The sequence below is a fragment of the Enterobacter sp. MGH 37 genome, from assembly GCF_000534515.1.
GTDB lineage: Bacteria > Pseudomonadota > Gammaproteobacteria > Enterobacterales > Enterobacteriaceae > Enterobacter > Enterobacter kobei.
Genome location: NZ_KI973206.1, coordinates 2,088,394 through 2,114,746 on the forward strand (window position 1 = coordinate 2,088,394; position 26,353 = coordinate 2,114,746).

A 26,353-nucleotide genomic window follows, 5' to 3' on the forward strand; every position below is an offset into this window, starting at 1 on the left:
GCGGGCTGGATTGTGCGGCCTGATGCCCTCACCCCGGCCCTCTCCCACGGGGAGAGGGAGAAAACTAATTTTGAGAGATTTCTTCTTTCACAGGTCAGTGGAAGAAATGAGAATCGGGCCTTTGCGCCTGAACGTTGCGGAGAAAAAGCATGGCGGGGAATGACCGCGAGCCAATAGGACGTAAGGGAAAACCCACGCGTCCGGCGAAAGAAAAGGTAAGCCGTCGTCGCCTCAGAGATGAGGACTATGACGATGACTATGAAGACGATTATGAGGATGAAGAACCGATGCCGCGTAAAGGAAAAGGCAAAGGGCGCAAGCCTCGGGGCAAACGCGGCTGGTTCTGGCTGCTGCTGAAGCTGTTCATTGTTTTTGTTGTGCTGATGGCGATTTACGGCGTTTATCTGGATCAGAAGATCCGCAGCCGTATCGACGGTAAAGTCTGGCAGTTACCTGCGGCAGTGTATGGCCGTATGGTGAACCTTGAGCCAGATATGTCCATCAGTAAGAACGAGATGGTGAAACTGCTGGAAGCGACCCAGTATCGTCAGGTGTCGAAGATGACGCGCCCTGGCGAATTTACCGTTCAGGCGAAAAGCATTGAGATGATCCGCCGTCCGTTCGACTTCCCGGACAGCAAAGAGGGGCAGGTGCGCGCGCGTCTGACCTTTGACGGCGATCGTCTGGATACCATCGAGAACATGGATAACAACCGTCAGTTCGGTTTCTTCCGTCTCGATCCGCGTCTGATCACCATGCTCTCGTCGGCTAACGGCGAGCAGCGCCTGTTTGTAGCGCGTAACGGCTTCCCGGATCTGCTGGTGGATACGCTGCTGGCAACCGAGGACCGTCACTTCTACGAGCACGACGGCATCAGCCTTTACTCTATCGGCCGTGCGGTACTGGCGAACCTGACCGCGGGTCGTACCGTGCAGGGGGCGAGTACGCTGACTCAGCAGCTGGTGAAGAACCTGTTCCTCTCCAGCGAACGCTCCTACTGGCGTAAAGCCAACGAAGCGTACATGGCCGTGCTGATGGATGCGCGTTACAGCAAGGATCGTATTCTTGAGCTGTACATGAACGAGGTTTACCTCGGTCAGAGCGGCGATAACGAAATCCGCGGCTTCCCGCTGGCAAGCCTGTACTACTTTGGCCGCCCGGTGGAAGAGCTGAGCCTTGACCAGCAGGCATTGCTGGTGGGCATGGTGAAAGGGGCGTCCATCTACAACCCGTGGCGTAACCCGAAACTGGCGCTGGAGCGTCGTAACCTGGTCCTGCGTCTGCTGCAACAACAGCAGGTGATCGATCAGGAACTGTACGACATGCTGAGCGCGCGTCCGCTTGGCGTGCAGCCGCGCGGTGGGGTGATCTCTCCTCAGCCTGCGTTTATGCAAATGGTGCGTCAGGAGCTGCAAAGCAAGCTCGGTGATAAGGTCAAAGATCTCTCCGGCGTGAAGATCTTCACCACCTTTGACTCCGTGGCCCAGGATGCAGCAGAAAAAGCCGCGGTGGAAGGTATTCCGGCACTGAAGAAACAGCGCAAGCTGAGCGATCTGGAAACCGCCATGGTGGTGGTTGACCGCAACACTGGCGAAGTACGCGCGATGGTGGGCGGTGCCGAGCCGCAGTATGCGGGCTATAACCGTGCCATGCAGGCGCGTCGTTCGATTGGTTCTCTGGCAAAACCGGCGACCTATCTCACCGCCCTGAGTCAGCCGAATCTGTATCGTCTGAACACCTGGATTGCCGATGCGCCAATCTCACTGCGTCAGCCTAACGGTCAGGTCTGGTCCCCGCAGAACGATGATAAACAGTTCAGCGGCCAGGTTATGCTGGTGGATGCGTTGACCCGTTCCATGAACGTCCCCACGGTTAACCTCGGTATGGCGCTGGGCCTGCCTGCGATTGTCGACACCTGGCAGAAACTGGGCGTGTCGAAAGATCAGCTGCATCCGGTTCCGGCGATGATTCTGGGGGCACTTAACCTGACGCCGATCGAAGTGGCACAGGCGTTCCAGACCATTGCCAGCGGCGGTAACCGTGCGCCGCTTTCGGCCCTGCGCTCGGTGATTGCCGAGGATGGATCCGTGCTGTATCAGAGCTTCCCACAGGCAGAACGTGCGGTGCCTGCGCAGGCGGCCTATATGACGCTGTGGACCATGCAGCAGGTTGTGCAGCGCGGTACTGGCCGTCAGCTGGGGGCGAAATATCCGGGTCTGCATCTGGCGGGTAAAACCGGGACCACCAACAACAACGTCGATACCTGGTTTGCCGGTATTGATGGCCGTGAAGTGGTGATCACCTGGGTAGGCCGTGATAACAACCAGCCAACCAAGCTGTACGGTGCAAGCGGGGCGATGTCGATTTACCAGCGCTATCTGGCGAATCAGTCTCCGGTGCCGCTGAACCTGGTTGCGCCGGAAGATATCGTCGATATGGGCGTGGACGGTTCCGGTAACTTTGTTTGCGGCGGTGGGATGCGTACCCTGCCGGTCTGGACCACCAATCCGGACTCCCTCTGCCAGCAGAGCCAGCCTGAACAGCCAACGGGCAACCCGTTCGATCAATCTTCTCAGCCTCAGCAGCCGCAGCAACAACAGCCGCAGCAGCAGAATGAGAAGAAAGACAGCGATGGCGTAGCCGGCTGGATTAAGGACATGTTTGGCGGGAATTAATTAATTCCCTGAATAAAAGGCCGCTTTATTTTAAAGCGGCCTTTTTTATTGTTTACAGTCCGCAATCCTTTAAAAAAAGTTAATTCAAAATTAAGAATTCCTAAGATTCATTATTTTTTATTTAAAACATAGTCTTGTGCGCCATTATGTGCAGGAGGTTTTTAGGCTATCTGGACACTGGTAAGAATGATCTGATTTAATCGCCTCAAGGAATCACAGGCTTTCCTGAAACATGGCTGGGTTAATTACCCCTGTATGAGTGATATGAGCGCTTAAATAACATTCTGACGCACAGTATTGGGGCGGGAATGGATGACTGCATCGATATATATAAGGATATGATTATGAGTAAGTATGTTCTTTCTTCATTTTTGGCTGCAAGCATAATGGCAGCGCTGTCTCTGCCAGCATTTGCCGGAAACGATTCTGGCACGGTGAACTTTGCCGGGAAAGTGGTGGCCGACACCTGTGAAATTAATGTTGATGGCTCCGGTACGACCTCGTCAACCGTCACGTTCCCCGATACCTATGCGTCGGACTTTGGCACTGATGGCGCAGTGGGCACCAGCAAAACGTTTAATATTGAAGTGAAAAAATGTGACCCGCTGGTTGCCAAACTCAACCTCAAATTCAGCGGAACGACAACGGATGCCGCGCATAAACGTCTGAAGAACGACCTCAGCGGCGCCGGTAATGCCACCAACGTTGGCATCATCGTCAGCAATGAAAACGGCACGAAAGACGATGTGGTATTTGATGGCTCCCTGCCTTCGACGGGAACGGATGTGGCTAACGATGCGACGGGAACAAATGCGTCAGTCTTTAACTACATCGCGAAGGTGATTCAGATTGGTGATACTGCACCCACCGCAGGCCGCTATTCTTCTTCGGCAACTTTCGAGGTTGTCTATCGCTAAGTCATTACTGGCAGCCTTTATGGCTGCCTTTTGGAACGTTGTATGAAGACTTTATTTAAATTGTTATGTGGTTGTTTAATTATTTCTTGTCTGTCAGCGCAGGCCAGCGTGGTTCTGGGTGGTACTCGTATTATTTATCCATCAAATAAAGCTGAAGTACAAATAGCCCTTAAAAATAAAGATCCCCATACGCGTTATCTGGTACAAAGCTGGGTCAGCTATGTCAATAATGCAAAAGCGCCCTTCGTTATTACCCCTCCTGTTTATAAGCTGCAGGAAAATCGTCAAACCCTTTTACACGTTATTTTTACTGGCGATAAAAAAAGCCTGCCATCAGACCGTGAATCGCTGTTCCTGGCGAATGTGAAATCGGTCTCCGCGCTGTCGCCTGAGCTGAAAGAGAAAAATACCCTGCAGTTCGCGATGAAAACGCGGCTGAAGCTTTTCTGGCGCCCGTCTCAGTTAAAAGAGGCCGATGCGCTGGTGGCGGATGAAAAAATCACGTTCCGTCGTCAGGGCGACACGCTTATTGCCAACAACCCCACACCGTTTTACGTCTCCTTTGGCGAGCTGGCCGTGGGCGGGAAAAGCGTACCGGTGAAAGAGACCGAAACCACGCCGGGGGCTATTTCGATGATGGTTGCACCGTTTAGCGAGCAGCATTTTGCGTTGCCAAAAGGGGCGACGGGTGCGGTGACCTGGACGGCAATCAATGATTTTGGGGCGCAAACCCCTCAGCGCAAGCAGGCCCTTTAACGGGATCGTGTTGGAATGCTATGTCCTCTCCCTTTCGCCAAAAACAGGTATGGTCCGGGATCGTGCTCGCGCTGTTCGTCGCGATCCCGCCTGCGTGGGCTGATGACGAATTCAACCTGCGGATCCTTGAGCTGGATACGCCGCTGGAAAATACCGCTACGCTCAAAAACTTCATTAATGATAACGGCTTGCTGGCAGGGCGCTATCTGACCACCATCATGTGGGATCGGGACGTCGTGGATAAACGCGAGGTCACCTATGTGCTTTCTGACGATAAGCAGCAGCTTCTGCCGGAGCTGACCAAAGCGGATCTGCGTGAATTCGGCGTGAACGTCGACGCGGTGCCGGATCTCAAAGATATGGACGATGCGGCCTGCAGTCGGGATATCTCCCATTTTATCGAACATGCTCGCTACGATTACAATCAGGATAACCAGACCCTGACGCTGGTCATTCCCCAGGCCTACCGCAACCGCGCGGCTGCGGGCGCCATTAACCCGAAATTCTGGGATGACGGTGCTCCGGCGGCTTGGACAAGCTATCAGCTCAGCGGTTCTCAGCAGCATTACAGCACGGGCCAAACCTCATCAACCTGGCTTGGCCTGACATCGGGTCTTAATCTGGGCGCGTGGCGGCTGCGCAACAACAGTACCTGGAGTGACTCTTCGGGCTGGGAAGCCATCGCCACCACCCTGCAGCGCGATATCAAAGCGCTGAAAAGCCAGCTTGAACTGGGCCAGACGTACACCAACAGCGAGCTGTTCGACAGCGTGCAGATGACCGGCCTGACGCTGGAAACGGATACGGCGATGCTACCGGTCAGCCAGCAGGGGTTTGCGCCAGTCGTGCGGGGGATTGCCAACAGCGATGCAAAAGTCACCATTAAGCAAAACGGCTACACCCTTTATCAAACCAACGTCTCGCCGGGGCCATTTGAGATCCGTGATTTAAGCCAGGTCGCCTCCGGCGCGGATCTGGAAGTCACCGTTGAAGAGGCGGATGGCTCGGAGCATAGCTTCATACAGGCCAGCGCGTCGGTGCCGGTCCTCCAGCGTGAGGGCGGGTTTAAGTATTCGCTGGCGGCCGGGCGTTATCGCGGCAATGAAGGGGAAGATGAGCCCACCTTTGTGCAAGGTACGGCTATTTATGGCCTGCCGTATGGCGTGACGGCCTACACCGGCGCTCAGGGTGCGTCGATGTATCATGCACTATTGCTGGGGGTTGGCGCGGATTTGGGTCATCTGGGCTCAGCCTCGGTGGATATCACCACCGCGAGAACCGCCTTTGATGACGGACGTGATGACGCAAATGGACTTTCATGGCGAGCGCAGTATTCAAAAGATATTCCCGACACAGATACCACCGTCACGCTTGCCAGCTACCGCTATTCCACCTCCGGGTTTTATACCTTTCAGGAGGCTATCGATCAGCGCGACAGCGAGATTGATGACGGCATTTATACCTATCGCAGAACCAACAACCGCCGAAGCCGCATGCAGGTAAACCTTTCCCAGCGGCTTTCTGACTGGGGCTCGGCGTATCTTAACGGCTATCAGCAGGATTACTGGGATATGGACGGCCACGAGCGCAGCGTCAGCGCCGGGCTGAGCTCCAGCTGGCGGGATATTACCTGGTCGATAAGCTACAACCTGACCCGCACGCCAGATGCCGATTCCGATCGGCAACTGGCGCTGAACGTCAATATCCCGTTATCGCACTGGCTCTCTAACGCGTGGGCAAACTACAGCGTAAATACCGCAAGCGGCGGGTATGTCTCGCACCAGGTGGGGATCGGGGGGACCGCGCTTGAGGATAACAAGCTGAGCTATAACCTCCAGCAGACCTACGCCAACAAAGATACGGGCTATGGCGGCAGCGTATCCGGGCGCTATCGCGGCTCGTCCGGCGAAGTTGGCATGGGGTACAGCTACGGCGGGGATAACCGCCAGTGGAACTATAACGCTCAGGGATCCATCGTGGCTCACGGTCAGGGCGTTACGCTGGGGCAGCCCGTGCGGGACGCTTTCGCGATTGTACACATCAACGACGGAGAGGATGTCAACGTTCAGAGCGGCCGCGGCATTTATACCGATGCGTTTGGTAATGCCATCGTGCCGTCGCTTACCGCTTACCGACACAACACCCTCACGGTAAACACGCAGGAACGCAGCGATATTGATATTGACGCGGCAACGTTAGATCTCGTGCCGACAAAAGGCGCAGCGATACTGGCGAACTTCGAGGCCCGCGTTGGGCGTCGCGCGCTGGTCACTCTGCGTCATCAGGGTAAACCAGTGCCGTTTGGTGCCATCGTGGCGCTTGATAACACCACCGCGATTGTCGGGGATGATGGCGAGGTCTACCTCTCAGGGCTTAACGGACACACATCGTTCAGCGCGCAGTGGGGAGAGGCGGGCGACGAACAGTGTCATGGCGTCATCGATTTACCCGATGACAATGGCGAGGGAATCATTAATACCGCGGTCAATTGCCAATGAGGCTGGAGAGAAAATGCGCGTGACTATTCTGGTGAGAACCGTTATCTCTGCCGTACTGCTGGTCGCCGCCGTGCGGGTACATCCGGCATTTGCTCAATGTACTTTCAGCGGCGGGGATGGATCTGGCGGCATTGTTACCTTTCAGCTTCCAGCGGTCTTTATGCTCGATCCCGATACCCCTGTGGGGACCGTAATTTATGACAATGCCGTCGAATCCAATGAAATTACGGTGCACTGTGGCGGAGCTGACGCGCAAATCCGGCGCGGTTATTTGACCCTGACGGATGCCGACGCGCGTGAGGACGTTCTGCCGGGAGTCTATAAAACCAACGTGCCGGGGATTGGCATCCGTGCGGCGGCGTCAAGCGAACGGTTGCCCGACTATATAGAGGAGGACCTCATTCGTCCCTGGCAGTATTATGGCTACAAACATGGCGGGTCTGATGGCACCCACGTCTTTCGGGCCGCCGCTCAACTGGTGGTCATCGGCCAGGTCCAGGACGGGATGCTGGATACCTCGCGCCTGACCTCGCAGGATACGCTCGGCGGTGTCGTGGTCGGTGAAATGCGTTTTTCGCCCACCAGCGTCCATATTACGACCAATACCTGTAATCTGGTTGACCGTAACATTTTTGTTCCTCTCAAAACGGTCAATTCTCAGGATTTTGACGGGCAATACTCAGAGATACTGACTGACGGTGGTTTTAAGATTGCAATAAACGACTGCGCGGCGGGAACAAAGATTGACTATCAGTTCACCCGCACGGGGTCGACGGGGGTGACCAACGGCTCGATTTTGGGCATTGCATCCGGTGATGCTGCCGCACAAGGGTTGGGGATTCAAATTCTCGACAGCAACGATACCGTCCTTCAGTTTGACCAGACCTATACTGCGATATCCGCTACGCAGGACAAGGTGCCCGCAGAGATCCCCCTGAAGGCCCGCTACGTAAAAACGGGGGAGGTCAAACCCGGAAAAGTCGAGGCGGTCGCCACGTTCGAGCTGTTTTACCGCTAATGCTTCCCGCCCGCTCCGGCGGGTTTTGGCGATCCTTTCGCTAACATCATTAACCCCCTGTTTTCATCTGGTTAATTCTTAATCCCTCAATTCTCGTAGGGCCGCTTATTGCTTGCTATGCAACCGGCGTTTCGCCTATTATTCTTGAGCTCATAATAATAATTCTCGTTTACGTTATCATTAACCTTTCCATCAGAGATACAACATGGCGCTTTCCAATACTGCTCAGCCAATCAACACGTCGCTGCGAAAAGTCGCGGTCGTCGTAGCCACAGCGGTTGCCGGCATGTCGGCTTATGCACATGCTGCCGAAACCCCGAAAAAAGAAGAAACCATTACGGTAACCGCAGCGCCTGCGGCACAGGAAAGTGCCTGGGGACCGGCGGCAACTATCGCGGCAAGACAATCCGCGACCGGCACGAAAACCGATACGCCAATTCAGAAGGTGCCGCAGTCTATTTCAGTCGTCACCGCCGAAGAGATGGCGCTGCATCAGCCGCGTTCGGTAAAAGAAGCCCTGAGCTATACGCCGGGCGTGGCGGTTGGCACCCGTGGTGCGTCGAATACCTATGACTATCTGGTGATTCGCGGCTTTGCGGCCGACGGCCAGAGCCAGAATAACTACCTCGACGGCATGAAGATGCAGGGCAACTTCTATAACGACGCGGTAATCGACCCTTACATGCTGGAACGCGCCGAGATCATGCGCGGTCCGGTTTCCGTTCTGTACGGCAAAAGCAGCCCTGGCGGTTTGCTGAACATGGTAAGCAAGCGCCCAACCACCGAGCCGCTGAAAGAAATCCAGTTCAAAGTCGGTACGGACAGCCTGTTCCAGACCGGGTTTGACTTCAGCGATGCCATCGACGACGACGGCGTATACTCTTACCGCTTAACGGGTGTTGCGCGTTCTAATAACGCTCAGCAGGAGCGTGCGGAAGAGCAGCGTTACGCCATCGCGCCATCGTTCTCCTGGCGTCCGGATGATAAGACTACCTTCACGTTCCTCTCTTACTTCCAGAACGAGCCTGAAACCGGCTACTACGGCTGGCTGCCAAAAGAGGGGACGGTTGATCCGCTGCCGAACGGCGATCGTCTGCCGACGAACTTCAATGAAGGCGCGAAGAACAATACCTATTCCCGCAACCAGAAAATGGTGGGATACAGCTTCGATCACGAATTCAACGATACCTTTACCGTACGCCAGAACCTGCGCTTTGCTGAGAATAAAACCTCACAAAACAGTGTTTACGGCTATGGCGTCTGTACCGACCCGGCGAATGCGGGCAACAAACAGTGCGCCGCGTTAGCCCCTGCTGACAAAGGCCATTATCTGGCGCGTAAATACGTTGTCGATAATGAAAAGCTCCAGAACTTCACCGTTGATACCCAGTTGCAAAGCAAATTCACTACCGGTGAGGTGGACCACATCCTGCTGACCGGCGTTGACTTTATGCGCATGCGTAACGACATCAACTCCTGGTTCGGCTATGACGACTCGGTGCCGCTGCTGGATCTCTACAACCCGGTGAACAGCGATTTTGATTTCGGTTCAAAAGATCCGGCGACCTCCGGCCCTTATCAGATCCTCAACCGTCAGAAACAGACCGGTCTGTACGTTCAGGATCAGGCGCAGTGGGATAAAGTGCTGGTTACGCTGGGCGGCCGTTATGACTGGGCGGATCAGGAATCGTATAACCGCGTGTTGAATACCACCTCCAAACGTGATGATACCCAGTTCACCTGGCGTGGTGGTGTTAACTACCTGTTTGATAATGGCGTAACCCCGTACTTCAGCTACAGCGAATCGTTTGAGCCCGCTTCGCAGACCGATGCTCAGGGCAAACTGTTCTCCCCGTCTAAAGGTAAGCAGTACGAAGCGGGCGTGAAATACGTGCCGAATGACCGTCCGATCGTTGTCACCGGTGCGTTGTACCAACTGACCAAAACCAACAACCTGATGGCGGACCCGGCTGGCTCGTTCTTCTCGGTTGAAGGGGGAGAAATCCGCGCGCGTGGCGTAGAGCTGGAAGCGAAAGCGGCGCTGTCTGCGAGCGTGAACGTTGTCGGTTCCTACACCTATACCGATGCGGAATACACCACCGATACAAATTACAAAGGCAACACGCCTGCTCAGGTGCCTAAACACATGGCATCCGTATGGGGCGATTACACGCTGTTTGATGGCCCGCTGTCCGGCCTGACGCTGGGTACCGGCGTGCGTTACACCGGCTCCAGCAAAGGCGATCCGGCGAACACCTTCACGGTAGGCAGCTACACCGTTGTCGATGCGCTGGTGAGATACGACCTGGCGCGCGTGGGCATGGCAGGCTCGAACGTCGCACTTCACGTGAACAACCTGTTTGATCGCGAGTATGTTGCCAGCTGCTTTAACACCTACGGTTGCTTCTGGGGTGCTGAACGTCAGGTTGTCGCCACCGCGACCTTCCGCTTCTAATCTCTCTTTGGGCACGGTTCGCCGTGCCCTTTTTATTTAAGTTGGCTGATATGCAGGATAATCAAACGCAATCCGACACCACCTTCACGCTCAATCATCTCTCCTTTCGCGTACCCGGACGCACGTTGCTGCATCCGCTCTCTCTGACGTTCCCGGCCGGTAAAGTGACGGGCCTGATTGGTCACAACGGTTCCGGTAAATCCACGCTCCTTAAGATGCTGGGACGCCATCAGCCGCCGTCTGAAGGGGATATCCTGCTGGACGGACAGCAACTGGAGAGCTGGAGCAGCAAAGCCTTTGCGCGCAAAGTGGCCTATCTGCCGCAGCAGTTGCCGCAGGCGGAAGGGATGACGGTGCGTGAGCTGGTGGCGATTGGGCGTTATCCGTGGCACGGGGCGCTTGGGCGCTTCGGCGTGGCTGACCGGGAGAAAGTGGAAGAGGCGATTGCGCTGGTTGGGCTAAAACCGCTGGCGCACCGTCTGGTGGATAGCCTGTCTGGCGGTGAGCGTCAGCGGGCGTGGATTGCAATGCTGGTGGCTCAGGACAGCCGTTGCCTGCTACTGGATGAGCCTACTTCTGCGCTGGATATTGCCCATCAGGTCGACGTGCTGGCGCTGGTACACCGGTTAAGCCAGCAGCGTGGCCTGACGGTGATTGCGGTCCTGCACGATATCAACATGGCGGCGCGCTACTGCGATTATCTTGTCGCGCTACGCGGCGGCGAAATGATTGCGCAGGGAACACCGTCAGAATTGATGCGCAGCGAAACGCTGGAACACATTTACGGTATTCCAATGGGTATCTTGCCTCACCCGGCTGGGGCTGCACCGGTGAGCTTCGTGTACTGATGCTGGACAACACATTTATCAGCCGTCGTCGCCTGTTGACGGCAATGGCGCTCTCACCCCTGCTGTTTAACATGACGACGGCGCGTGCTGCCGCAGTCGATCCTCACCGCATTGTGGCGCTGGAGTGGCTGCCGGTAGAGCTGATGATGGCGCTGGGTGTCACGCCCTATGGCGTGGCGGACATCCCTAACTATAACCTCTGGGTGAACGAGCCGAAGCTGCCGGACTCGGTGATTGACATCGGCCTGCGTACGGAGCCAAACCTCGAACTGCTTACCCAAATGAAACCGTCATTCCTGTTCTGGTCTGTGGGCTATGGCCCGTCAGAAGAGACCATGGCACGTATTGCGCCAGGGCGCGGTTTTTCCTTTAGCGACGGTAAAAAACCGCTGACCGTGGCGAAAAACTCGATCAACGAGATGGCGCATTTCCTCAACCGTGAAACGGAAGCCAAAAAGCATCTCGATGAATTCGATGCCCTGAAGCCGCGCTTTGCCGGGCGGGGTGATCGCCCGCTGCTGATGGTGACGCTGCTGGATGCCCGCCATATGCTGGTATTCGGTAAAAACTGTCTGTTCCAGGAGGTGCTGGACAGCTTTGGCATTCGCAATGCGTGGGAAGGGGAGATGACCTTCTGGGGCAGTACCGCCGTCGGTATCGATCGTCTGGCGGCGTTTCGTGATGTGGATGTGCTGTGTTTCGACCACGGCAACGAGCGCGAAATGCAAACGCTGATGGCGACGCCGCTCTGGCAGGCGATGCCGTTTGTGCGCGAGAAGCGCTTCCAGCGTGCGCCCGCTGTGTGGTTCTACGGCGCGACGCTATCGGCCATGCATTTTGCCCGCGTACTGGATAACGCGCTGGGAGGTAAAGCATGAGTACCCGTATCGCGCGTTTCCCGGTTCTACTGCTGTCCGTGCTTTTTCTGGCTGCACTGTCATTCACCGGGTTCAATCTCTCGACGGCGTTACCGCGTGCGCAGTGGGGAGCCGCGCTGGTCTCGCCGGATATCGACAATATTCAGCAGATGCTGTTCCACTACAGCCTGCTGCCGCGTCTGGCGATCTCCCTTTTGGTCGGGGCCGGTTTAGGCCTGGTAGGTGTCTTATTCCAGCAGGTATTACGTAACCCGCTGGCGGAGCCAACCACGTTGGGCGTCGCTACCGGGGCGCAGCTTGGGATCACGATCACCACGCTGTGGGCATTGCCCGGCGCGTTAACCTCGCAGTTCGCGGCCCTCGCGGGGGCGTGTGTCGTAGGGGCGCTGGTCTTTGGTGTGGCCTGGGGAAAACGCCTTTCTCCGGTAACGCTGATTCTGGCCGGGCTGGTTGTCAGCCTCTATTGCGGTGCGATTAACCAGCTGCTGGTGCTGTTCCATCACGATCAGCTGCAAAGTATGTTCCTGTGGAGCACCGGCACGCTCACCCAGACCGACTGGAGCATCGTGCAGCGTCTGTGGCCGCAGCTGGCGGGCGGGGTCGTGCTGACGCTGCTGCTCCTGCGTCCGCTGACGCTCATGGGGCTGGATGATGGCGTGGCGCGCAACCTGGGGCTGGCACTGTCGCTGGCACGCCTGGCGGCGCTCACGCTGGCGATTGTGCTGAGCGCTCTGCTGGTTAACGCGGTGGGCATTATCGGCTTTATCGGTCTCTTTGCGCCGCTGCTGGCAAAAATGCTCGGGGCGCGTCGGCTGCTGGCGCGTCTGCTGCTCGCACCGTTGATCGGGGCGCTGATCCTCTGGCTTTCCGATCAGATCATTCTCTGGCTGGCCCGCGTCTGGATGGAAGTGTCTACCGGGTCAGCAACGGCGCTTATCGGTGCGCCGCTGCTGCTGTGGTTGCTCCCGCGTTTGCGCAGCATCAGCGCGCCTGCGATGGACGCGGGCGATAAGGTCTACGCGGAACGTCAGTCGGTACTGTGGTTTAGCCTTGCCGGTCTGGGAGTCTTGCTTCTCGCCTCGTTTGCCGCACTCGCGTTTGGGCGCGATGCCGCAGGCTGGCACTGGGCAACGGGTGATTTACTCAACGAATTACTGCAATGGCGCTGGCCGCGGATCCTCTCCGCGCTTATTGCCGGTGTGATGCTGGCGGTTGCGGGCTGTATTATTCAGCGTCTGACCGGTAACCCGATGGCGAGCCCGGAAGTGCTGGGGATCAGCTCCGGTGCCGCCTTTGGCGTGGTGCTGATGCTGTTCCTGGTGCCAGGGAACGCGTTTGGCTGGTTGATGCCTGCCGGGAGTATCGGTGCGGCGGTGACGCTGATGATTATTCTGATTGCCTCTGGCCGCGGCGGATTTTCCCCGCACCGGATGTTGCTGGCCGGGATGGCGCTCAGCACGGCCTTTACGATGCTGTTGATGATGCTGCAGGCGAGTGGCGATCCGCGAATGGCGAAGATCCTGACCTGGATTTCTGGCTCAACCTACAACGCTACCGCCAGCCAGGTTGTGCATTCCGGGATCGTAATGATTGTGCTGCTGGCGATTGTGCCGCTGTGTCGTCGCTGGATGACCATTCTGCCGCTCGGCGGCGAAACGGCGCGGGCTGTGGGCATGGCGCTGACGCCTACGCGTGTCGCACTTCTCCTGCTGGCAGCGTGCCTCACGGCAACGGCAACCATGACTATCGGCCCGTTGAGCTTTGTCGGATTGATGGCACCGCATATCGCCAGAATGATGGGGTTCCGCCGGACAATGCCGCACATTGTGATGTCAGCCCTGACGGGCGGAGTCATTCTGGTATTTGCGGACTGGTGTGGAAGGATGGTGCTGTTCCCTTACCAGATCCCGGCGGGACTGCTGTCGACCTTTATCGGCGCGCCGTATTTTATTTATCTGTTGAGAAAGCAGAGTCGGTAGTCAGGTGCGGCCTGATGCCCTCACCCCGGCCCTCTCCCACGGGGAGAGGGAGAATATCGTAGGCCGGGTAAGCGTTAGCGCCACCCGGCAATTCCCTTAAAGCTTCGCAAACACCTTACGCGCCGCGTCGATGGTGTTATTGATATCTTCTTCGCTGTGCGCCACGGACATAAAGCCCGCTTCAAACGCCGACGGCGCCAGGTACACACCTTCTTCCAGCATCAGGTGGAAGAAGCGCTTGAAGCGTTCAACATCGCACTTCACGACGTCCTGATAGCAGGTCACGGTTGGCGCATCGGTGAAGAAAATCCCGAACATGCCGCCGACGTGATTGACCACCAGTGGGATACCCGCCTCTTCTGCAGCTTCCAGCAGACCGTTAGCCAGTTGAGTCGTCAGGTCGGTCAGGGTTTCGTGAATACCTGGTTGCGCCACTTCGGTCAGGCAGGCGAAGCCTGCTGCCATCGCAATCGGGTTGCCGGAAAGGGTACCAGCCTGGTAGACCGGGCCCGTTGGCGCCAGCGCTTCCATCACATCCTTACGGCCGCCGAATGCGCCAACAGGCATTCCGCCGCCGATGATTTTGCCGAGGCAGGTCAGGTCCGGCTCAACGCCATAATAAGACTGGGCACCCGCCAGCGCTACGCGGAAGCCGGTCATCACTTCGTCGATGATCAGCAGGGCACCAAACTCATCGCACAGGGCGCGCAGGCCCGGCAGGAAGTCCGGCTGCGGTGGAATGCAGTTCATGTTGCCCGCTACCGGTTCAACGATGATGCAGGCGATCTCCTGCGGATACTGCTCGAACGCCGCGCGAACGGTGTTCAGATCGTTATAGGTACAGGTCAGGGTATGCTTAGCGAAATCCGCCGGCACGCCAGGCGAGTTTGGCTGGCCGAGGGTCAGCGCGCCGGAGCCTGCTTTCACCAGTAAACAGTCTGCGTGACCGTGGTAGCAGCCTTCGAATTTAATGATTTTATCGCGACCGGTAAAACCGCGCGCCAGGCGGATCGCGCTCATGGTCGCTTCTGTACCGGAGTTCACCATACGTACCATGTCCATGGTCGGCACCAGTTCGGTCACCAGCTCCGCCATCTTCACTTCCATTTCGGTTGGCGCACCGAAGCTCAGGCCACGCTGAGCGGCTTCAATGACCGCGTTACGAATGGCTGGGTGGTTGTGCCCGAGCACCATCGGTCCCCAGGAACCGACATAATCGATATAGGCTTTGCCATCGACATCATACAGATACGCGCCGTCAGCACGTTCAATAAACAGCGGCGTACCGCCCACGCCGGTAAAGGCGCGAACAGGCGAGTTCACACCACCTGGAATAAGCTCCCGGGCTGCACTGTAGAGGTTTTCAGACTTGCTCATGGCGTCGTTCCTGGTTCGTATAAAATGATTAAGCACACTATTCTAAGTGATTCGCAGTAGGTTATGAAATTTTTAGCCAGATAATGCTTTAAGATTTGTTAAGTATTTTTAAGGGGACGGAGGGAAGGTCTCTGGTAAAATCTCCTCGGCTTTTTGTATGACGAATAAGAACAGGACATGAAATCAGATTCTCCGTCTTTTGAAGAACAACAGTTTACGCGCGCTCAGCACCGGATCAGTATTCGGCGGCTGCTCAATCGCGATAAAACGCCGCTGGCGATCCTGCTGGCTGCAGCCGTGGTGGGGACTCTCGCCGGTCTGGTTGGCGTGGCGTTTGAAAAAGCGGTCAATGCCGTACTCAACTGGCGAGTGGGCACCGTCGCGGGTTTTGCCGATAGCCGGTGGCTGGTCTGGGTCGGGGCATTTGGACTGTCGGCGCTGTTTGCCATGGTGGGGTATTTTCTGGTGCGTAAATTCGCCCAGGAGGCCGGCGGGTCTGGCATCCCGGAAATTGAAGGTGCACTGGAAGAGTTGCGCCCGGTGCGCTGGTGGCGAGTGATCCCGGTTAAATTCATCGGCGGTATGGGGACGCTGGGCGCGGGGATGGTGCTGGGCCGGGAAGGGCCAACGGTACAACTGGGGGGCAACGTCGGACGCATGGTGGGCGATCTGTTCCGGATGCGAAGCGCCGAAGCGCGCCATACGCTGCTCGCCACCGGTGCGGCGGCGGGTCTTTCAGCGGCGTTTAACGCACCGCTGGCGGGCATATTGTTCATCATCGAAGAGATGCGCGCGCAGTTCCGCTACAACCTGATCTCCATTAAAGCCGTGTTTACCGGCGTTATTATGTCGAGCATTGTTTTCCGCCTCTTCAATGGCGAAGGGGCGGTAATTGAGGTGGGTAAACTGACCAACGCGCCGGTCAACACCCTGTGGCTTTATCTAATCCTCGGCATGATTTTTGGCGTAGTGGGGCCGCTGTTTAACACCTGCATCTTACGTGCTCAGGATATGTTCCAGCGTATTCATGGCGGCAATACGACGAAATGGGTGCTGATGGGCGGCCTGCTGGGCGGGATGTGCGGCGTGCTCGGCTTTATTGAGCCGAATGCCGCAGGCGGCGGCTTCGGGCTGATCCCCATCGCCGCAGCGGGAAATTTCAGCGTCGGTCTGCTGCTGTTTATGTTTATCTCCCGGGTTATCACAACGGTTCTGTGCTTTTCCTCCGGTGCACCCGGCGGGATTTTCGCCCCGATGCTGGCGCTTGGTACGCTGCTGGGCACCGCGTTTGGTATGGCAGCCAAAGTGGGCTTCCCGGCGTATCATCTTGATGCTGGCACCTTCGCGGTGGCCGGTATGGGGGCACTGCTGGCAGCGTCTCTGCGTGCACCGTTGACCGGTATCGTGCTGGTGCTGGAGATGACAGATAATTACCAGCTCATTTTGCCAATGATCATTACATGTCTCGGGGCGACACTATTAGCCCAATTCCTGGGCGGGAAACCGCTATACTCCACCATCCTCGCGCGTACCCTGGCAAAGCAAGAGGCGGAGCGGGCCGCCGCGCAGAATACTTGAATGAATTACCAGGGTATTAGATAATGACGAAAAGAATTGGGTGAATTTTACCCAATAGCAGTATTCATGGGAGCATAAGATGAGTGATGACGTAGCTGTGCCGCTGGAATTTACCGAAGCAGCAGCCAACAAAGTGAAAACCCTGATTGCCGACGAAGACAATCCGGATCTGAAACTGCGTGTCTATATTACCGGTGGCGGCTGCAGCGGCTTCCAGTACGGTTTTACTTTTGACGATCAGGTGAACGATGGTGATATGACCATCGAGAAGCAGGGCGTTGCGCTGGTGGTTGACCCGATGAGCCTGCAGTATTTGGTCGGCGGTTCAGTGGATTACACCGAAGGTCTGGAAGGGTCACGCTTTGTGGTGACTAACCCGAACGCAACCAGCACCTGCGGGTGTGGTTCTTCGTTCAGTATTTAAGCCTGAATGCGGATTTGTATGCCCGGTAAGCGAAGCGCCACCGGGCTTATAAACCACGCCTATCTTGAATTTTCATCCAGCGCAAACGTCGGCAGCTTCAGGTGCCAGCGTATTGCCGCCAGACGAATCACCAGCGTCACGACCATCCCCAGCATCGCAGCATTTTCCAGCGGCACCGCAAAGGTGTAATACGCCGTGGCGTGCACAATCCCGCCAATAATACAGGCAGTAGCATAGATCTCGGTACGCAGGATCATCGGTACTTCACGCGCCAGAATGTCGCGAATAATGCCGCCGCCCACGCCGGTTAATACGCCCATGCAGATCGCGACCATCGGGCCGGTTCCGGCATTGAAGGCTTTATTGACGCCAATACCGACAAACACGGCCAGACCCACGGCATCCAGCACCGGGAGTATCCATTTCGGTAATCTGCGGGGCTGGCGAACCAGCACAATGGTTAACAGACAGGTCACCATGGCTACCACCAGATCGGTCGGATCTTTCACCCAAAACACCGGGCCATTCGCCAGCGCCATATCACGGATAGTCCCGCCGCCAACGGCAGTGACTACGCCAAGCACCAGCACGCCAAACGGATCCATGCGTAGTTTTCCGGCGAGCAGAACGCCGGAGATAGCAAAAACGGCTGTGCCAAGAATATCCAGCCAATAAACGAGCATCGTTAAATCCTCGAAAAGGTCTTCTGTTAGTGACTCTCTGCCAGTGCGGCACAGAGCTGTTTTGCGGCGAGGATAATACGCGGGCTGGCGCGTTCAAACCAGTCACTGTTGAGTGGGATCACCGGAATTTTTAGCTGGCTTTGCCAGAATTGTTTAATTTTAGGAATCTCGCTCGCATTTCCGACCACGACGATGGCCTGCGGCTGGCGCGCCAGTACCTGCTCACGGCTAACCTGCGGCCACGGTACCCGGCTGGCAGCAAAGATATTTTCACCGCCACACACTTCCAGGACCTGGTTCTGAATTGACCCTTTACCTGTGGTAAACAGCGGCTGACTGCCAAACTGCAGGAAGATGCGCTTTTTAACGGACGTATCGTATTGAGCTTTCAGCGCAGCATAGTCATTGAGCATCTGGCTCGCCGCATGCCTGGCTTTTTCAGGCGCAGGGCTATAAGGGGCAAGGGCTCGCAGTGCCTGAGCGACTTGCTCAATACTTACGGCGTCAACCCACATGACCTTGATGCCAAGCGAGGTAAGCTGATTGACCTGCCGTTCGGCGTTACCGCCACGCCAGGCCAGCACGAGATCGGGTCTCAGCGCCACGATGCGCTCAAGGTTCATCCCTTGCCAGGTCGCAACGTGTTCAATGTTGGCCGCCTGGGGGGGGTAATCCGAAAAGCTACTCACGCCAACGGGGGTGATGCCAGCGGCAAAGGCCAGCTCGGTGTTAGCGGGAGAGAGCGTAATTACGCGAGGCGCGGCACAGAGCCACGCTGAAGCAAGCAGAAGCAGGGCGGCGAGCGCCCTGAGGGATGGTTTAGCCACGTGCCAGGTTCTGCACCAGGCGTTCCACCATCACGGTGGACTGTTTTGCCGCAACGGTCAGGAACTCGTCGAAGCTGATGTGAGACTGCTGGTCTGCGACGTCAGAGATGGCGCGAACCACCACGAACGGTACGCTGAAGTTGTGGCAAACGTGCGCAATCGCGGTCGCTTCCATCTCAACGGCAACCGCCTGCGGGAAGTTATGACGGATTTTTGCCAGACCGACGGAGCCATTGATGAACGCATCACCGCTGACAATCAGGCCGCGTACCGCGTTAAGATTGAGCTCAGCAATGCAGGTTTCAGCCGCCGCAATCAGTTTGTCGTCAGCTTTAAACCCTGCCGGGCAGCCCGGGAGTTGACCGTATTCGTAGCCAAACGCGGTGACGTCGGCATCGTGATAACGCGCTTCGTCGGAGACAACGATATCGCCCACTTTCAGCGTCGGCGCCAGGCCGCCAGCCGAACCGGTGTTCACGATCACGTCCGGCTTGCAGCGCTCAAGCAGCAGGGTCGCACCCAGCGCAGCAGCCACTTTACCGATGCCTGATTTCAGCAGAGCCACGTCAACACCGTTAAGCTGACCGGTGTAGATCTCACCCCCCCCCAGAGAGAGGGTCTGACGGTTCTCAATTTTGTCACGCAGGAGCGTAACTTCTTCTTCCATTGCACCAATAATGCCGATTTTCATAGATTTACTCGCGATGTGCCTTGTTAAGATGCATAGTCTATCATGCGGTTAAGGGGAAACGCATTCTCACGCGGGGGAGCACATGTCACCAATCGATTTTCGTACCAAAATTAACTGGCACCGACGTTTCCGCTCGCCACAGGGCGAGAAGAGCGAACATGAGATCCTGCGTATCTTCGAAAGCGATCGAGGAAGGATTATTAACTCGCCCGCCATCCGGCGTTTGCAGCAAAAAACGCAGGTGTTTCCGCTGGAGCGTAATGCCGCTGTACGCACGCGCTTAACCCACTCAATGGAAGTGCAGCAGGTCGGGCGGTATATTGCCAAAGAGATTTTAAGCCGTCTCAAAGAGCTACGTTTACTGGAAACCTATGGTCTGGACGAGCTGACGGGGCCCTTCGAGAGCATCGTTGAGATGGCCTGCCTGATGCATGACATCGGCAATCCGCCTTTTGGTCACTTTGGCGAGGCGGCAATTAATGACTGGTTTAAACAACGCCTTCATCCGTCGGATGCGGCAAGCCAGCCGCTCAGCGATGACCGCTGCATCGTGCGGGATTTACGTCTGCGTGAAGGTGAAGAAGGGCTTAACGATCTGCGTCGCAAAGTGCGTCAGGATCTCTGTCACTTCGAGGGCAATGCCCAGGGTATCCGACTGGTACATTCCCTGATGCGCATGAACCTGACCTGGGCGCAGGTCGGCTGTATCCTGAAATATACGCGTCCCGCGTGGTGGACGGGAGAGACGCCCGCATCCCACAGCTATTTAATGAAGAAACCGGGCTACTACCTTTCCGAAGAGGCCTATATTGAACGGCTGCGTAAAGAACTTTCATTGACGCCAAACGGTCGCTTTCCATTAACCTGGATTATGGAAGCCGCGGATGATATTTCCTATTGCGTCGCTGACCTGGAAGACGCCGTTGAGAAAAGAATATTCAGCGTCGAGGAGCTTTACCAGCACCTTTATGCCGCCTGGGGAAACCACGAAAAAGGTTCACTGTTTGCTCAGGTTGTCGAAAATGCCTGGGAAAAGTCGCGCTCAAATACATTAAGCCGCAGCACGGAAGACCAGTTCTTTATGTATTTGCGCGTCAATACATTAAATAAACTGGTGCCCTACGCAGCCTCGCGCTTTATCGATAATCTGCCGCAGATTTTCAGCGGGGAATTCAATCACGCGCTGCTGGAAGATGACAGCAGTTTCAGTCAACTCCTTGAACTCTATAAACATGTGGCGATGCGGCATGTGTTCAGCCATCCGGATGTCGAGCAGCTCGAACTGCAGGGCTACCGGGTAATCAGTGGGTTACTGGAAATTTATTCTCCGTTGCTTCAGCTGTCGGTCGACGAATTCAGTGAGCTGGTGGAAAAAGAACGCGTGCGACGAATTCCTATCGAATCCCGGCTTTATCAAAAACTTTCAACCCGTCATCGGCTGGCCTATGTCGAAGCGATAAGTAAGCTGGATCGTCACGCTACGCAGTGGCCGGTAATGGAATTTTATTATCGCTGCCGTCTTATCCAGGACTATATCAGCGGCATGACGGATTTGTATGCCTGGGATGAATACCGCAAGCTAATGGCCGTGGAATAAACGCTGAGTTTTGTAAAGACGGCCAATAAATTTTTACCTTTTCCATAAACTTATGGCCGGAACTAAGCGGTATAAAATGAATCTGAGTTACACAGCAATTTTGCGTTACCTGTAAATCGAGATTGAGAAACATGAAAAAAACCACATTAGCAATGAGTGCACTGGCTCTGAGTTTAGGTTTAGCGCTGTCTCCTCTGACTGCTACCGCAGCCGAGACCGCGTCATCGGCAGCAACCGCGCAGCAGATGCCAAGCCTGGCACCGATGCTCGAAAAAGTGATGCCATCGGTGGTGAGTATTAACGTTGAGGGGAGTACGACCGTCAATACGCCGCGTATGCCGCGTAACTTCCAGCAGTTCTTTGGTGACAACTCACCGTTCTGCCAGGACGGTTCGCCATTCCAGAGTTCCCCGTTCTGTCAGGGCGGTGGTGCAGGGGATGACAGCCAGGGCGGCGGCCAGCAACAGAAATTCATGGCGCTTGGCTCGGGGGTCATTATCGATGCTGCGAAAGGCTACGTCGTGACCAACAACCACGTGGTTGATAACGCGAACAGCATTAAGGTTCAGCTGAGTGATGGCCGTAAGTTCGACGCAAAAGTGGTCGGCAAAGACCCGCGTTCCGATATTGCGCTGATCCAGATTCAGGATCCGAAAAACCTGACGGCGATTAAAATTGCCGACTCTGATGCGCTGCGCGTGGGCGACTACACCGTGGCTATCGGTAACCCGTTCGGTCTGGGCGAAACCGTGACCTCAGGTATCGTCTCTGCGCTGGGCCGTAGCGGCCTGAACGCAGAGAACTATGAAAACTTTATTCAGACGGATGCGGCCATCAACCGCGGTAACTCCGGCGGTGCGCTGGTGAACCTGAACGGCGAGCTGATCGGTATTAACACCGCGATCCTGGCGCCGGACGGCGGCAACATCGGGATCGGTTTTGCTATCCCGAGCAACATGGTGAAAAACCTGACCGCGCAGATGGTGCAGTACGGCCAGGTGAAACGCGGCGAGCTGGGTATTTTGGGCACCGAGCTGAACTCTGAGCTGGCAAAAGCGATGAAAGTGGATGCCCAGCGCGGCGCGTTCGTCAGCCAGGTGATGCCGAACTCCTCTGCGGCGAAAGCAGGGATTAAAGCGGGTGACGTGATCACCTCCCTGAACGGTAAACCGATCAGCAGCTTTGCAGCCCTGCGTGCGGAAGTCGGCTCTATGCCGATTGGCAGCAAAGTGACCCTCGGTCTGCTGCGTGACGGTAAGCCGGTCAACGTGAGCCTGGAGCTGCAGCAGAGCAGCCAGAATCAGGTTGATTCCAGCACCATCTTCAGCGGTATTGAAGGCGCTGAGATGAGCAATAAGGGCGCAGACAAAGGTGTGGTAGTGAATAACGTGAAGGCGAATTCACCTGCTGCCCGTATCGGCCTGAAAAAAGGGGATGTGATCATGGGCGCTAACCAGCAGCCGGTGAAAAACATCGCTGAACTGCGCAAAATTCTCGACAGCAAACCGTCCGTGCTGGCGTTGAATATTCAGCGTGGTGATACCTCTATCTACCTGCTGATGCAGTAATCCTCTTAAGCCCCTGTACGCAGGGGCTTTCTTGTTTCTGTGACTTTTCCCACAACTCCATACTTCTTACGCTCTCTTTGTGCATTCGCACAATGCAGCCGTCATTGAACTTCCCTATGCTTGAGCTCTGCTCAGAGGAGGGTGACATGGCTGGCTGGCATCTTGATACCAAAATGGCGCAGGATATTGTGGCGCGCACGATGCGCATCATTGATACCAACATCAATGTAATGGATGCCCGTGGGCGCATTATTGGTAGTGGCGATCGTGAGCGCATTGGTGAATTGCACGAAGGCGCGCTTTTGGTGCTCTCTCAGGGGCGTGTGGTTGATATCGACGATGCGGTTGCGAAACACCTGCACGGCGTGCGTCAGGGCATCAATTTACCGCTGCGCCTTGAAGGCGAGATTGTGGGGGTTATCGGTCTGACCGGCGAGCCGGAGTCCCTGCGTAAATATGGCGAGCTGGTCTGTATGACGGCGGAAATGATGCTGGAGCAGTCGCGCCTGATGCATCTGCTCGCCCAGGACAGCCGCCTGCGCGAAGAGCTGGTGATGAACCTTATTCAGGCGGAAGAGCTTACGCCTGCACTCAGCGAATGGGCGCAGCGCCTGGGGATCGACCTCAATCAGCCGCGCGTGGTGGCGGTGATCGAGGTCGATAGCGGTCAGCTTGGCGTAGACAGCGCGATGGCCGAACTGCAGCAGTTGCAAAATGCGCTGACGACACCGGAACGCGATAACCTGGTGGCGATAGTCTCGCTGACGGAAATGGTGGTGCTCAAACCCGCGCTCAATCCGTTTGGCCGCTGGGATGCCGAAGATCATCGCCGTCGCGTGGAACTGCTGATTTCCCGGATGCAGGAGAACGGTCAACTGCGTTTTCGCGTTGCGCTCGGCAATTACTTTTCCGGGCCGGGCAGTATTGCCCGCTCCTGGCGCACCGCGCGCACCACCATGATGGTGGGTAAGCAGCGGATGCCGGAGAGCCGCAGTTATTTCTATCAGGACCTGATGCTGCCGGTGCTGCTCGACAGCCTGCGCGGTGGCTGGCAGGCCAACGAGCTGGCGCGGCCCTTAGCGCGCCTGAAAGCGATGGACAACAACGGCCTGCTGCGCCGGACGCTGCAGGCGTGGTTCCGCCATAACGTGCAGCCGCTGGCGACGTCGAAGGCGTTGTTTATTCATCGCAATACGCTGGAGTACCGGCTTAACCGGATTTCGGAGCTAACGGGGCTGGATCTGGGGAATTTTGACGACAGGCTGCTGCTGTATGTGGCGTTGCAGCTGGATGAGCAGAGATGACTGAGTGCGGTCTGGTGCCCTCACCCCATCCCTCTCCCACGGGGAGAGGGCGCAAACATTAAAAACGGCAATCAGGGACTGCCGTTTTGCTTTTATTTCCGAGTTAACTTCTCAAGATCCGCTTCAATCTCGCTGATCTTATTGGTAACAACGCTTTCAAGGTGACGCAGATCGTCAAGGATCTTACGCTTGAGATCGACTTCAGTGCGGTCGCGCTGACAAATCTGATCGAGTTCATCGATCACATAGCGCAGGTTAGGGCTGATTTCCTGAACTTCTTTGTACCCCTGGCCTACGCCGTCCGCGACGACGGTCTTACGCTGGCGTGGATATTTAAACTTCACGCTTTTGGCGAAAAACTCGCCTTTATCCTTGTGAAAATAAATTTTTAAGATGTCGTTGTTGGCTTCCTGGCGGAGGCTGTAACGATCAATTTCATCAGGATTGGTAATGCCCAGACTTTTCAGATTATCGTACATAGCGGTACCCTTATCTCAACATAACCTTTGAATAATTAATGAAAAAATTCCTTTTTGCCACCCTCGGGTTCAAAAAAAGCGGGGTCGATCCTGATTACCTTTCACTGACATTACCGAGCAGGGTAAATAAATTGCTCCCACTCGTTTATTGTTGTTTTTAACGACCACGTCAAGCGGAAATCAACGTAATAAGGTAATCATTTCTCTCAACGTTAATGCAGTAGCGTGAGAGTCGTGAGAAAAGGCGAGCGAGACGGTATTCAAAGCCGGGGAATTCAGGCAAAGTTATCGCACGAAAGCGTAGGCTGCGGGGATAATGACATGTCAGGACGCATTGATTATCAAATTGAAAAATATAGCTTTGGTGCCGTAGAGGAGAACCAAAGACTCACGCATCAGTGGGCAGAAGTCGCCGCCGAATGCCGCCAGCTTCAGGCGGGGGCGGAGGAGCGTTTACGCATTGCCTTGCTCAACGTGGATTATGTCACCAGCTTCGAACTGCCATTTCGGCTGATACTGACCCGCGCCCCGCAGCTAATCGCCGGGCTGCGCGATGAGTTTCAGCTAAACCAGAAGAACGTCATCTTCAACGGCAAGCGCTTTGGCTGCGTTTACAGCCTGAAGGGCGATCTGGATGCGATCCCCGACGCTTTTCAATACCGCATGACCACCCGCATTCGACGGGTCGATCCCACCGGGCTTACGGCGGAGCCATTCCGGCAGATAGCCAGAGAGGTCAAAGCGCCGCGTGAGCGACTGAAGCTGGCGCTGGAATCGGGTCTGGCTGTGACTGCGCTTGATGGGCTTTTCTGGTTGGGGAGCCAGCGTATGGCGGCGGATATTGCAGGGTTGAGAAGAAAGGGAATGGCAATCGTGACTGCGGAAACGGACGTCTTTGATGATTACACCGGGACGCACAGGCGGGTCCCGGTGTATCAACGGGTCAGCGATTAGTCGATGGTGCGCAGCAGTTCGTTGATACCGACTTTACCGCGGGTTTTCGCATCCACTTTCTTCACGATAACGGCACAGTACAGGCTGTATTTGCCATCTTTCGACGGCAGGTTACCGGAAACGACCACGGAGCCCGCCGGAACGCGGCCGTAGTGAACTTCGCCGGTTTCGCGATCGTAAATACGGGTGCTCTGGCCGATGTAAACGCCCATGGAGATCACGGAACCCTCTTCCACGATCACACCTTCAACCACTTCTGAACGCGCGCCGATGAAGCAGTTGTCTTCGATGATGGTTGGGTTAGCCTGCAGTGGCTCCAGAACACCACCGATGCCCACGCCGCCGGACAGGTGAACGTTTTTACCGATTTGGGCACAGGAACCGACGGTAGCCCAGGTATCCACCATGGTACCTTCGTCAACGTAGGCACCGATGTTCACGTAGGATGGCATCAGCACGGTGTTGCGTGCGATGAACGCGCCCTGACGCACTGCAGCAGGCGGCACCACGCGGAAGCCTTCTTTCTGGAAACGCGCTTCGTCGTAATCCGCGAATTTCATTGGGACTTTATCGAAGTAGCGGCTTTCTGCTCCGTCGATAACCTGGTTATCGTTGATACGGAAAGAGAGCAGCACCGCTTTCTTCAGCCATTGATGAGTAACCCACTGACCGTCGATTTTTTCTGCCACGCGCAGCGCGCCGGAATCCAGCAGGGAAATCACCTGGTTTACCGCTTCACGGGTTACGGTATCCACATTTGCCGGGGTAATCTCGGCGCGACGCTCAAAAGCGGACTCAATAACGTTCTGTAACTGCTGCATTGTTTACTCTTTCCATTTCACTAAAA

Annotated in this window: 21 protein-coding genes; 15 read left to right on the forward strand and 6 right to left on the reverse strand. The window is 56.0% G+C overall.

Going from position 1 to position 26,353, the window contains the following annotated elements; translation table 11 throughout:
- The first annotated feature begins 149 nt into the window (after positions 1-149).
- The 9 genes from mrcB (at position 150) to fhuB (ending at position 14,024) form a co-directional block, all read left to right on the forward strand.
- On the forward strand, positions 150-2,675 hold the full coding sequence (gene mrcB / locus L383_RS01440; RefSeq protein ID WP_014882607.1) for a bifunctional glycosyl transferase/transpeptidase: 2,526 nt from the start codon (positions 150-152) through the stop codon (positions 2,673-2,675).
- A 344-nt stretch (positions 2,676-3,019) separates the two neighbouring features.
- The gene (locus tag L383_RS01435; protein WP_023332117.1) at positions 3,020-3,592 is read left to right on the forward strand and encodes a fimbrial protein; all 573 of its coding nucleotides are present in this window, start codon (positions 3,020-3,022) and stop codon (positions 3,590-3,592) included.
- Between the two features lie 42 nt (positions 3,593-3,634).
- Positions 3,635-4,348: a fimbrial biogenesis chaperone gene (locus L383_RS01430; RefSeq protein WP_023332118.1), complete on the forward strand. Its 714-nt coding sequence runs from the start codon at positions 3,635-3,637 to the stop codon at positions 4,346-4,348.
- A gap of 20 nt (positions 4,349-4,368) precedes the next feature.
- Entirely contained in the window at positions 4,369-6,846 is a 2,478-nt protein-coding gene (locus L383_RS01425) for a fimbria/pilus outer membrane usher protein (RefSeq protein ID WP_023332119.1), read from the forward strand.
- Between the two features lie 13 nt (positions 6,847-6,859).
- A complete protein-coding gene (locus L383_RS01420; RefSeq protein WP_023332120.1) occupies positions 6,860-7,864 on the forward strand; it encodes a fimbrial protein in 1,005 nt (334 codons plus the stop codon).
- 205 nt (positions 7,865-8,069) lie between these two features.
- Positions 8,070-10,319: a ferrichrome porin FhuA gene (gene fhuA, locus L383_RS01415; RefSeq protein ID WP_014882612.1), complete on the forward strand. Its 2,250-nt coding sequence runs from the start codon at positions 8,070-8,072 to the stop codon at positions 10,317-10,319.
- 50 nt (positions 10,320-10,369) lie between these two features.
- Entirely contained in the window at positions 10,370-11,167 is a 798-nt protein-coding gene (gene fhuC / locus L383_RS01410; RefSeq protein WP_014882613.1) for a Fe3+-hydroxamate ABC transporter ATP-binding protein FhuC, read from the forward strand.
- Positions 11,167-12,045: a Fe(3+)-hydroxamate ABC transporter substrate-binding protein FhuD gene (gene fhuD, locus L383_RS01405; RefSeq protein WP_023332121.1), complete on the forward strand. Its 879-nt coding sequence runs from the start codon at positions 11,167-11,169 to the stop codon at positions 12,043-12,045. The genes fhuC and fhuD overlap by 1 nt, the downstream gene beginning before the upstream one ends.
- The gene (fhuB, locus tag L383_RS01400; protein WP_023332122.1) at positions 12,042-14,024 is read left to right on the forward strand and encodes a Fe(3+)-hydroxamate ABC transporter permease FhuB; all 1,983 of its coding nucleotides are present in this window, start codon (positions 12,042-12,044) and stop codon (positions 14,022-14,024) included. Before fhuD ends, fhuB begins: the two co-directional genes overlap by 4 nt.
- Positions 14,025-14,120: 96 nt before the next feature.
- Here fhuB and hemL read toward each other — a convergent pair whose 3' ends face one another.
- The gene (hemL, locus tag L383_RS01395; RefSeq protein WP_014882616.1) at positions 14,121-15,401 is read right to left on the reverse strand and encodes a glutamate-1-semialdehyde 2,1-aminomutase; all 1,281 of its coding nucleotides are present in this window, start codon (positions 15,399-15,401) and stop codon (positions 14,121-14,123) included.
- 177 nt (positions 15,402-15,578) lie between these two features.
- Here hemL and clcA point away from each other — a divergent pair, with 177 nt between their 5' ends.
- Both clcA and erpA read left to right on the forward strand, forming a co-directional pair.
- Positions 15,579-16,979, forward strand: coding sequence for a H(+)/Cl(-) exchange transporter ClcA (gene clcA / locus L383_RS01390; RefSeq protein WP_023332123.1), 1,401 nt, complete (start codon positions 15,579-15,581; stop codon positions 16,977-16,979).
- Positions 16,980-17,058: 79 nt separating this feature from the next.
- The gene (gene erpA / locus L383_RS01385) at positions 17,059-17,403 is read left to right on the forward strand and encodes an iron-sulfur cluster insertion protein ErpA (RefSeq protein WP_008501923.1); all 345 of its coding nucleotides are present in this window, start codon (positions 17,059-17,061) and stop codon (positions 17,401-17,403) included.
- Positions 17,404-17,462: 59 nt separating this feature from the next.
- Here erpA and L383_RS01380 read toward each other — a convergent pair whose 3' ends face one another.
- Genes L383_RS01380 through mtnN form a run of 3 tightly spaced genes read right to left on the reverse strand, consistent with a single transcriptional unit; the run spans position 17,463 to position 19,604 of the window.
- Positions 17,463-18,086, reverse strand: a complete 624-nt coding sequence (locus tag L383_RS01380; RefSeq protein WP_014882618.1) for a TRIC cation channel family protein — start codon at positions 18,084-18,086, stop codon at positions 17,463-17,465.
- Between the two features lie 26 nt (positions 18,087-18,112).
- Complete coding sequence (gene btuF / locus L383_RS01375) at positions 18,113-18,913, reverse strand: vitamin B12 ABC transporter substrate-binding protein BtuF (RefSeq protein WP_023332124.1); 801 nt, start codon at positions 18,911-18,913, stop codon at positions 18,113-18,115.
- A complete protein-coding gene (gene mtnN / locus L383_RS01370; protein ID WP_023332125.1) occupies positions 18,906-19,604 on the reverse strand; it encodes a 5'-methylthioadenosine/S-adenosylhomocysteine nucleosidase in 699 nt (232 codons plus the stop codon). The genes btuF and mtnN overlap by 8 nt, the downstream gene beginning before the upstream one ends.
- Before the next feature lie 82 nt (positions 19,605-19,686).
- On the opposite strand from mtnN, the gene dgt reads away from it, so the two are divergent.
- From dgt to cdaR, 3 genes are all read left to right on the forward strand, one after another.
- A complete protein-coding gene (gene dgt / locus L383_RS01365) occupies positions 19,687-21,201 on the forward strand; it encodes a dGTPase (RefSeq protein ID WP_014882621.1) in 1,515 nt (504 codons plus the stop codon).
- Positions 21,202-21,332: 131 nt separating this feature from the next.
- Positions 21,333-22,769 carry a serine endoprotease DegP gene (gene degP, locus L383_RS01360; protein WP_014882622.1) on the forward strand — a complete coding sequence of 479 codons (1,437 nt, stop codon included), beginning with the start codon at positions 21,333-21,335 and terminating at the stop codon, positions 22,767-22,769.
- A gap of 146 nt (positions 22,770-22,915) precedes the next feature.
- Positions 22,916-24,073 carry a DNA-binding transcriptional regulator CdaR gene (gene cdaR / locus L383_RS01355; RefSeq protein WP_014882623.1) on the forward strand — a complete coding sequence of 386 codons (1,158 nt, stop codon included), beginning with the start codon at positions 22,916-22,918 and terminating at the stop codon, positions 24,071-24,073.
- Positions 24,074-24,165: 92 nt separating this feature from the next.
- On the opposite strand, the gene L383_RS01350 is transcribed toward cdaR, so the two are convergent.
- Complete coding sequence (locus L383_RS01350; protein ID WP_014168696.1) at positions 24,166-24,552, reverse strand: DUF3461 family protein; 387 nt, start codon at positions 24,550-24,552, stop codon at positions 24,166-24,168.
- A 321-nt stretch (positions 24,553-24,873) separates the two neighbouring features.
- Between L383_RS01350 and L383_RS01345 the strand changes: the two genes are divergently transcribed.
- Complete coding sequence (locus tag L383_RS01345; RefSeq protein WP_023332126.1) at positions 24,874-25,506, forward strand: ECs1377 family protein; 633 nt, start codon at positions 24,874-24,876, stop codon at positions 25,504-25,506.
- On the opposite strand, the gene dapD is transcribed toward L383_RS01345, so the two are convergent.
- Complete coding sequence (gene dapD, locus L383_RS01340) at positions 25,503-26,327, reverse strand: 2,3,4,5-tetrahydropyridine-2,6-dicarboxylate N-succinyltransferase (protein WP_008501915.1); 825 nt, start codon at positions 26,325-26,327, stop codon at positions 25,503-25,505. The genes L383_RS01345 and dapD overlap by 4 nt on opposite strands.
- Positions 26,328-26,353 lie beyond the last annotated feature (26 nt).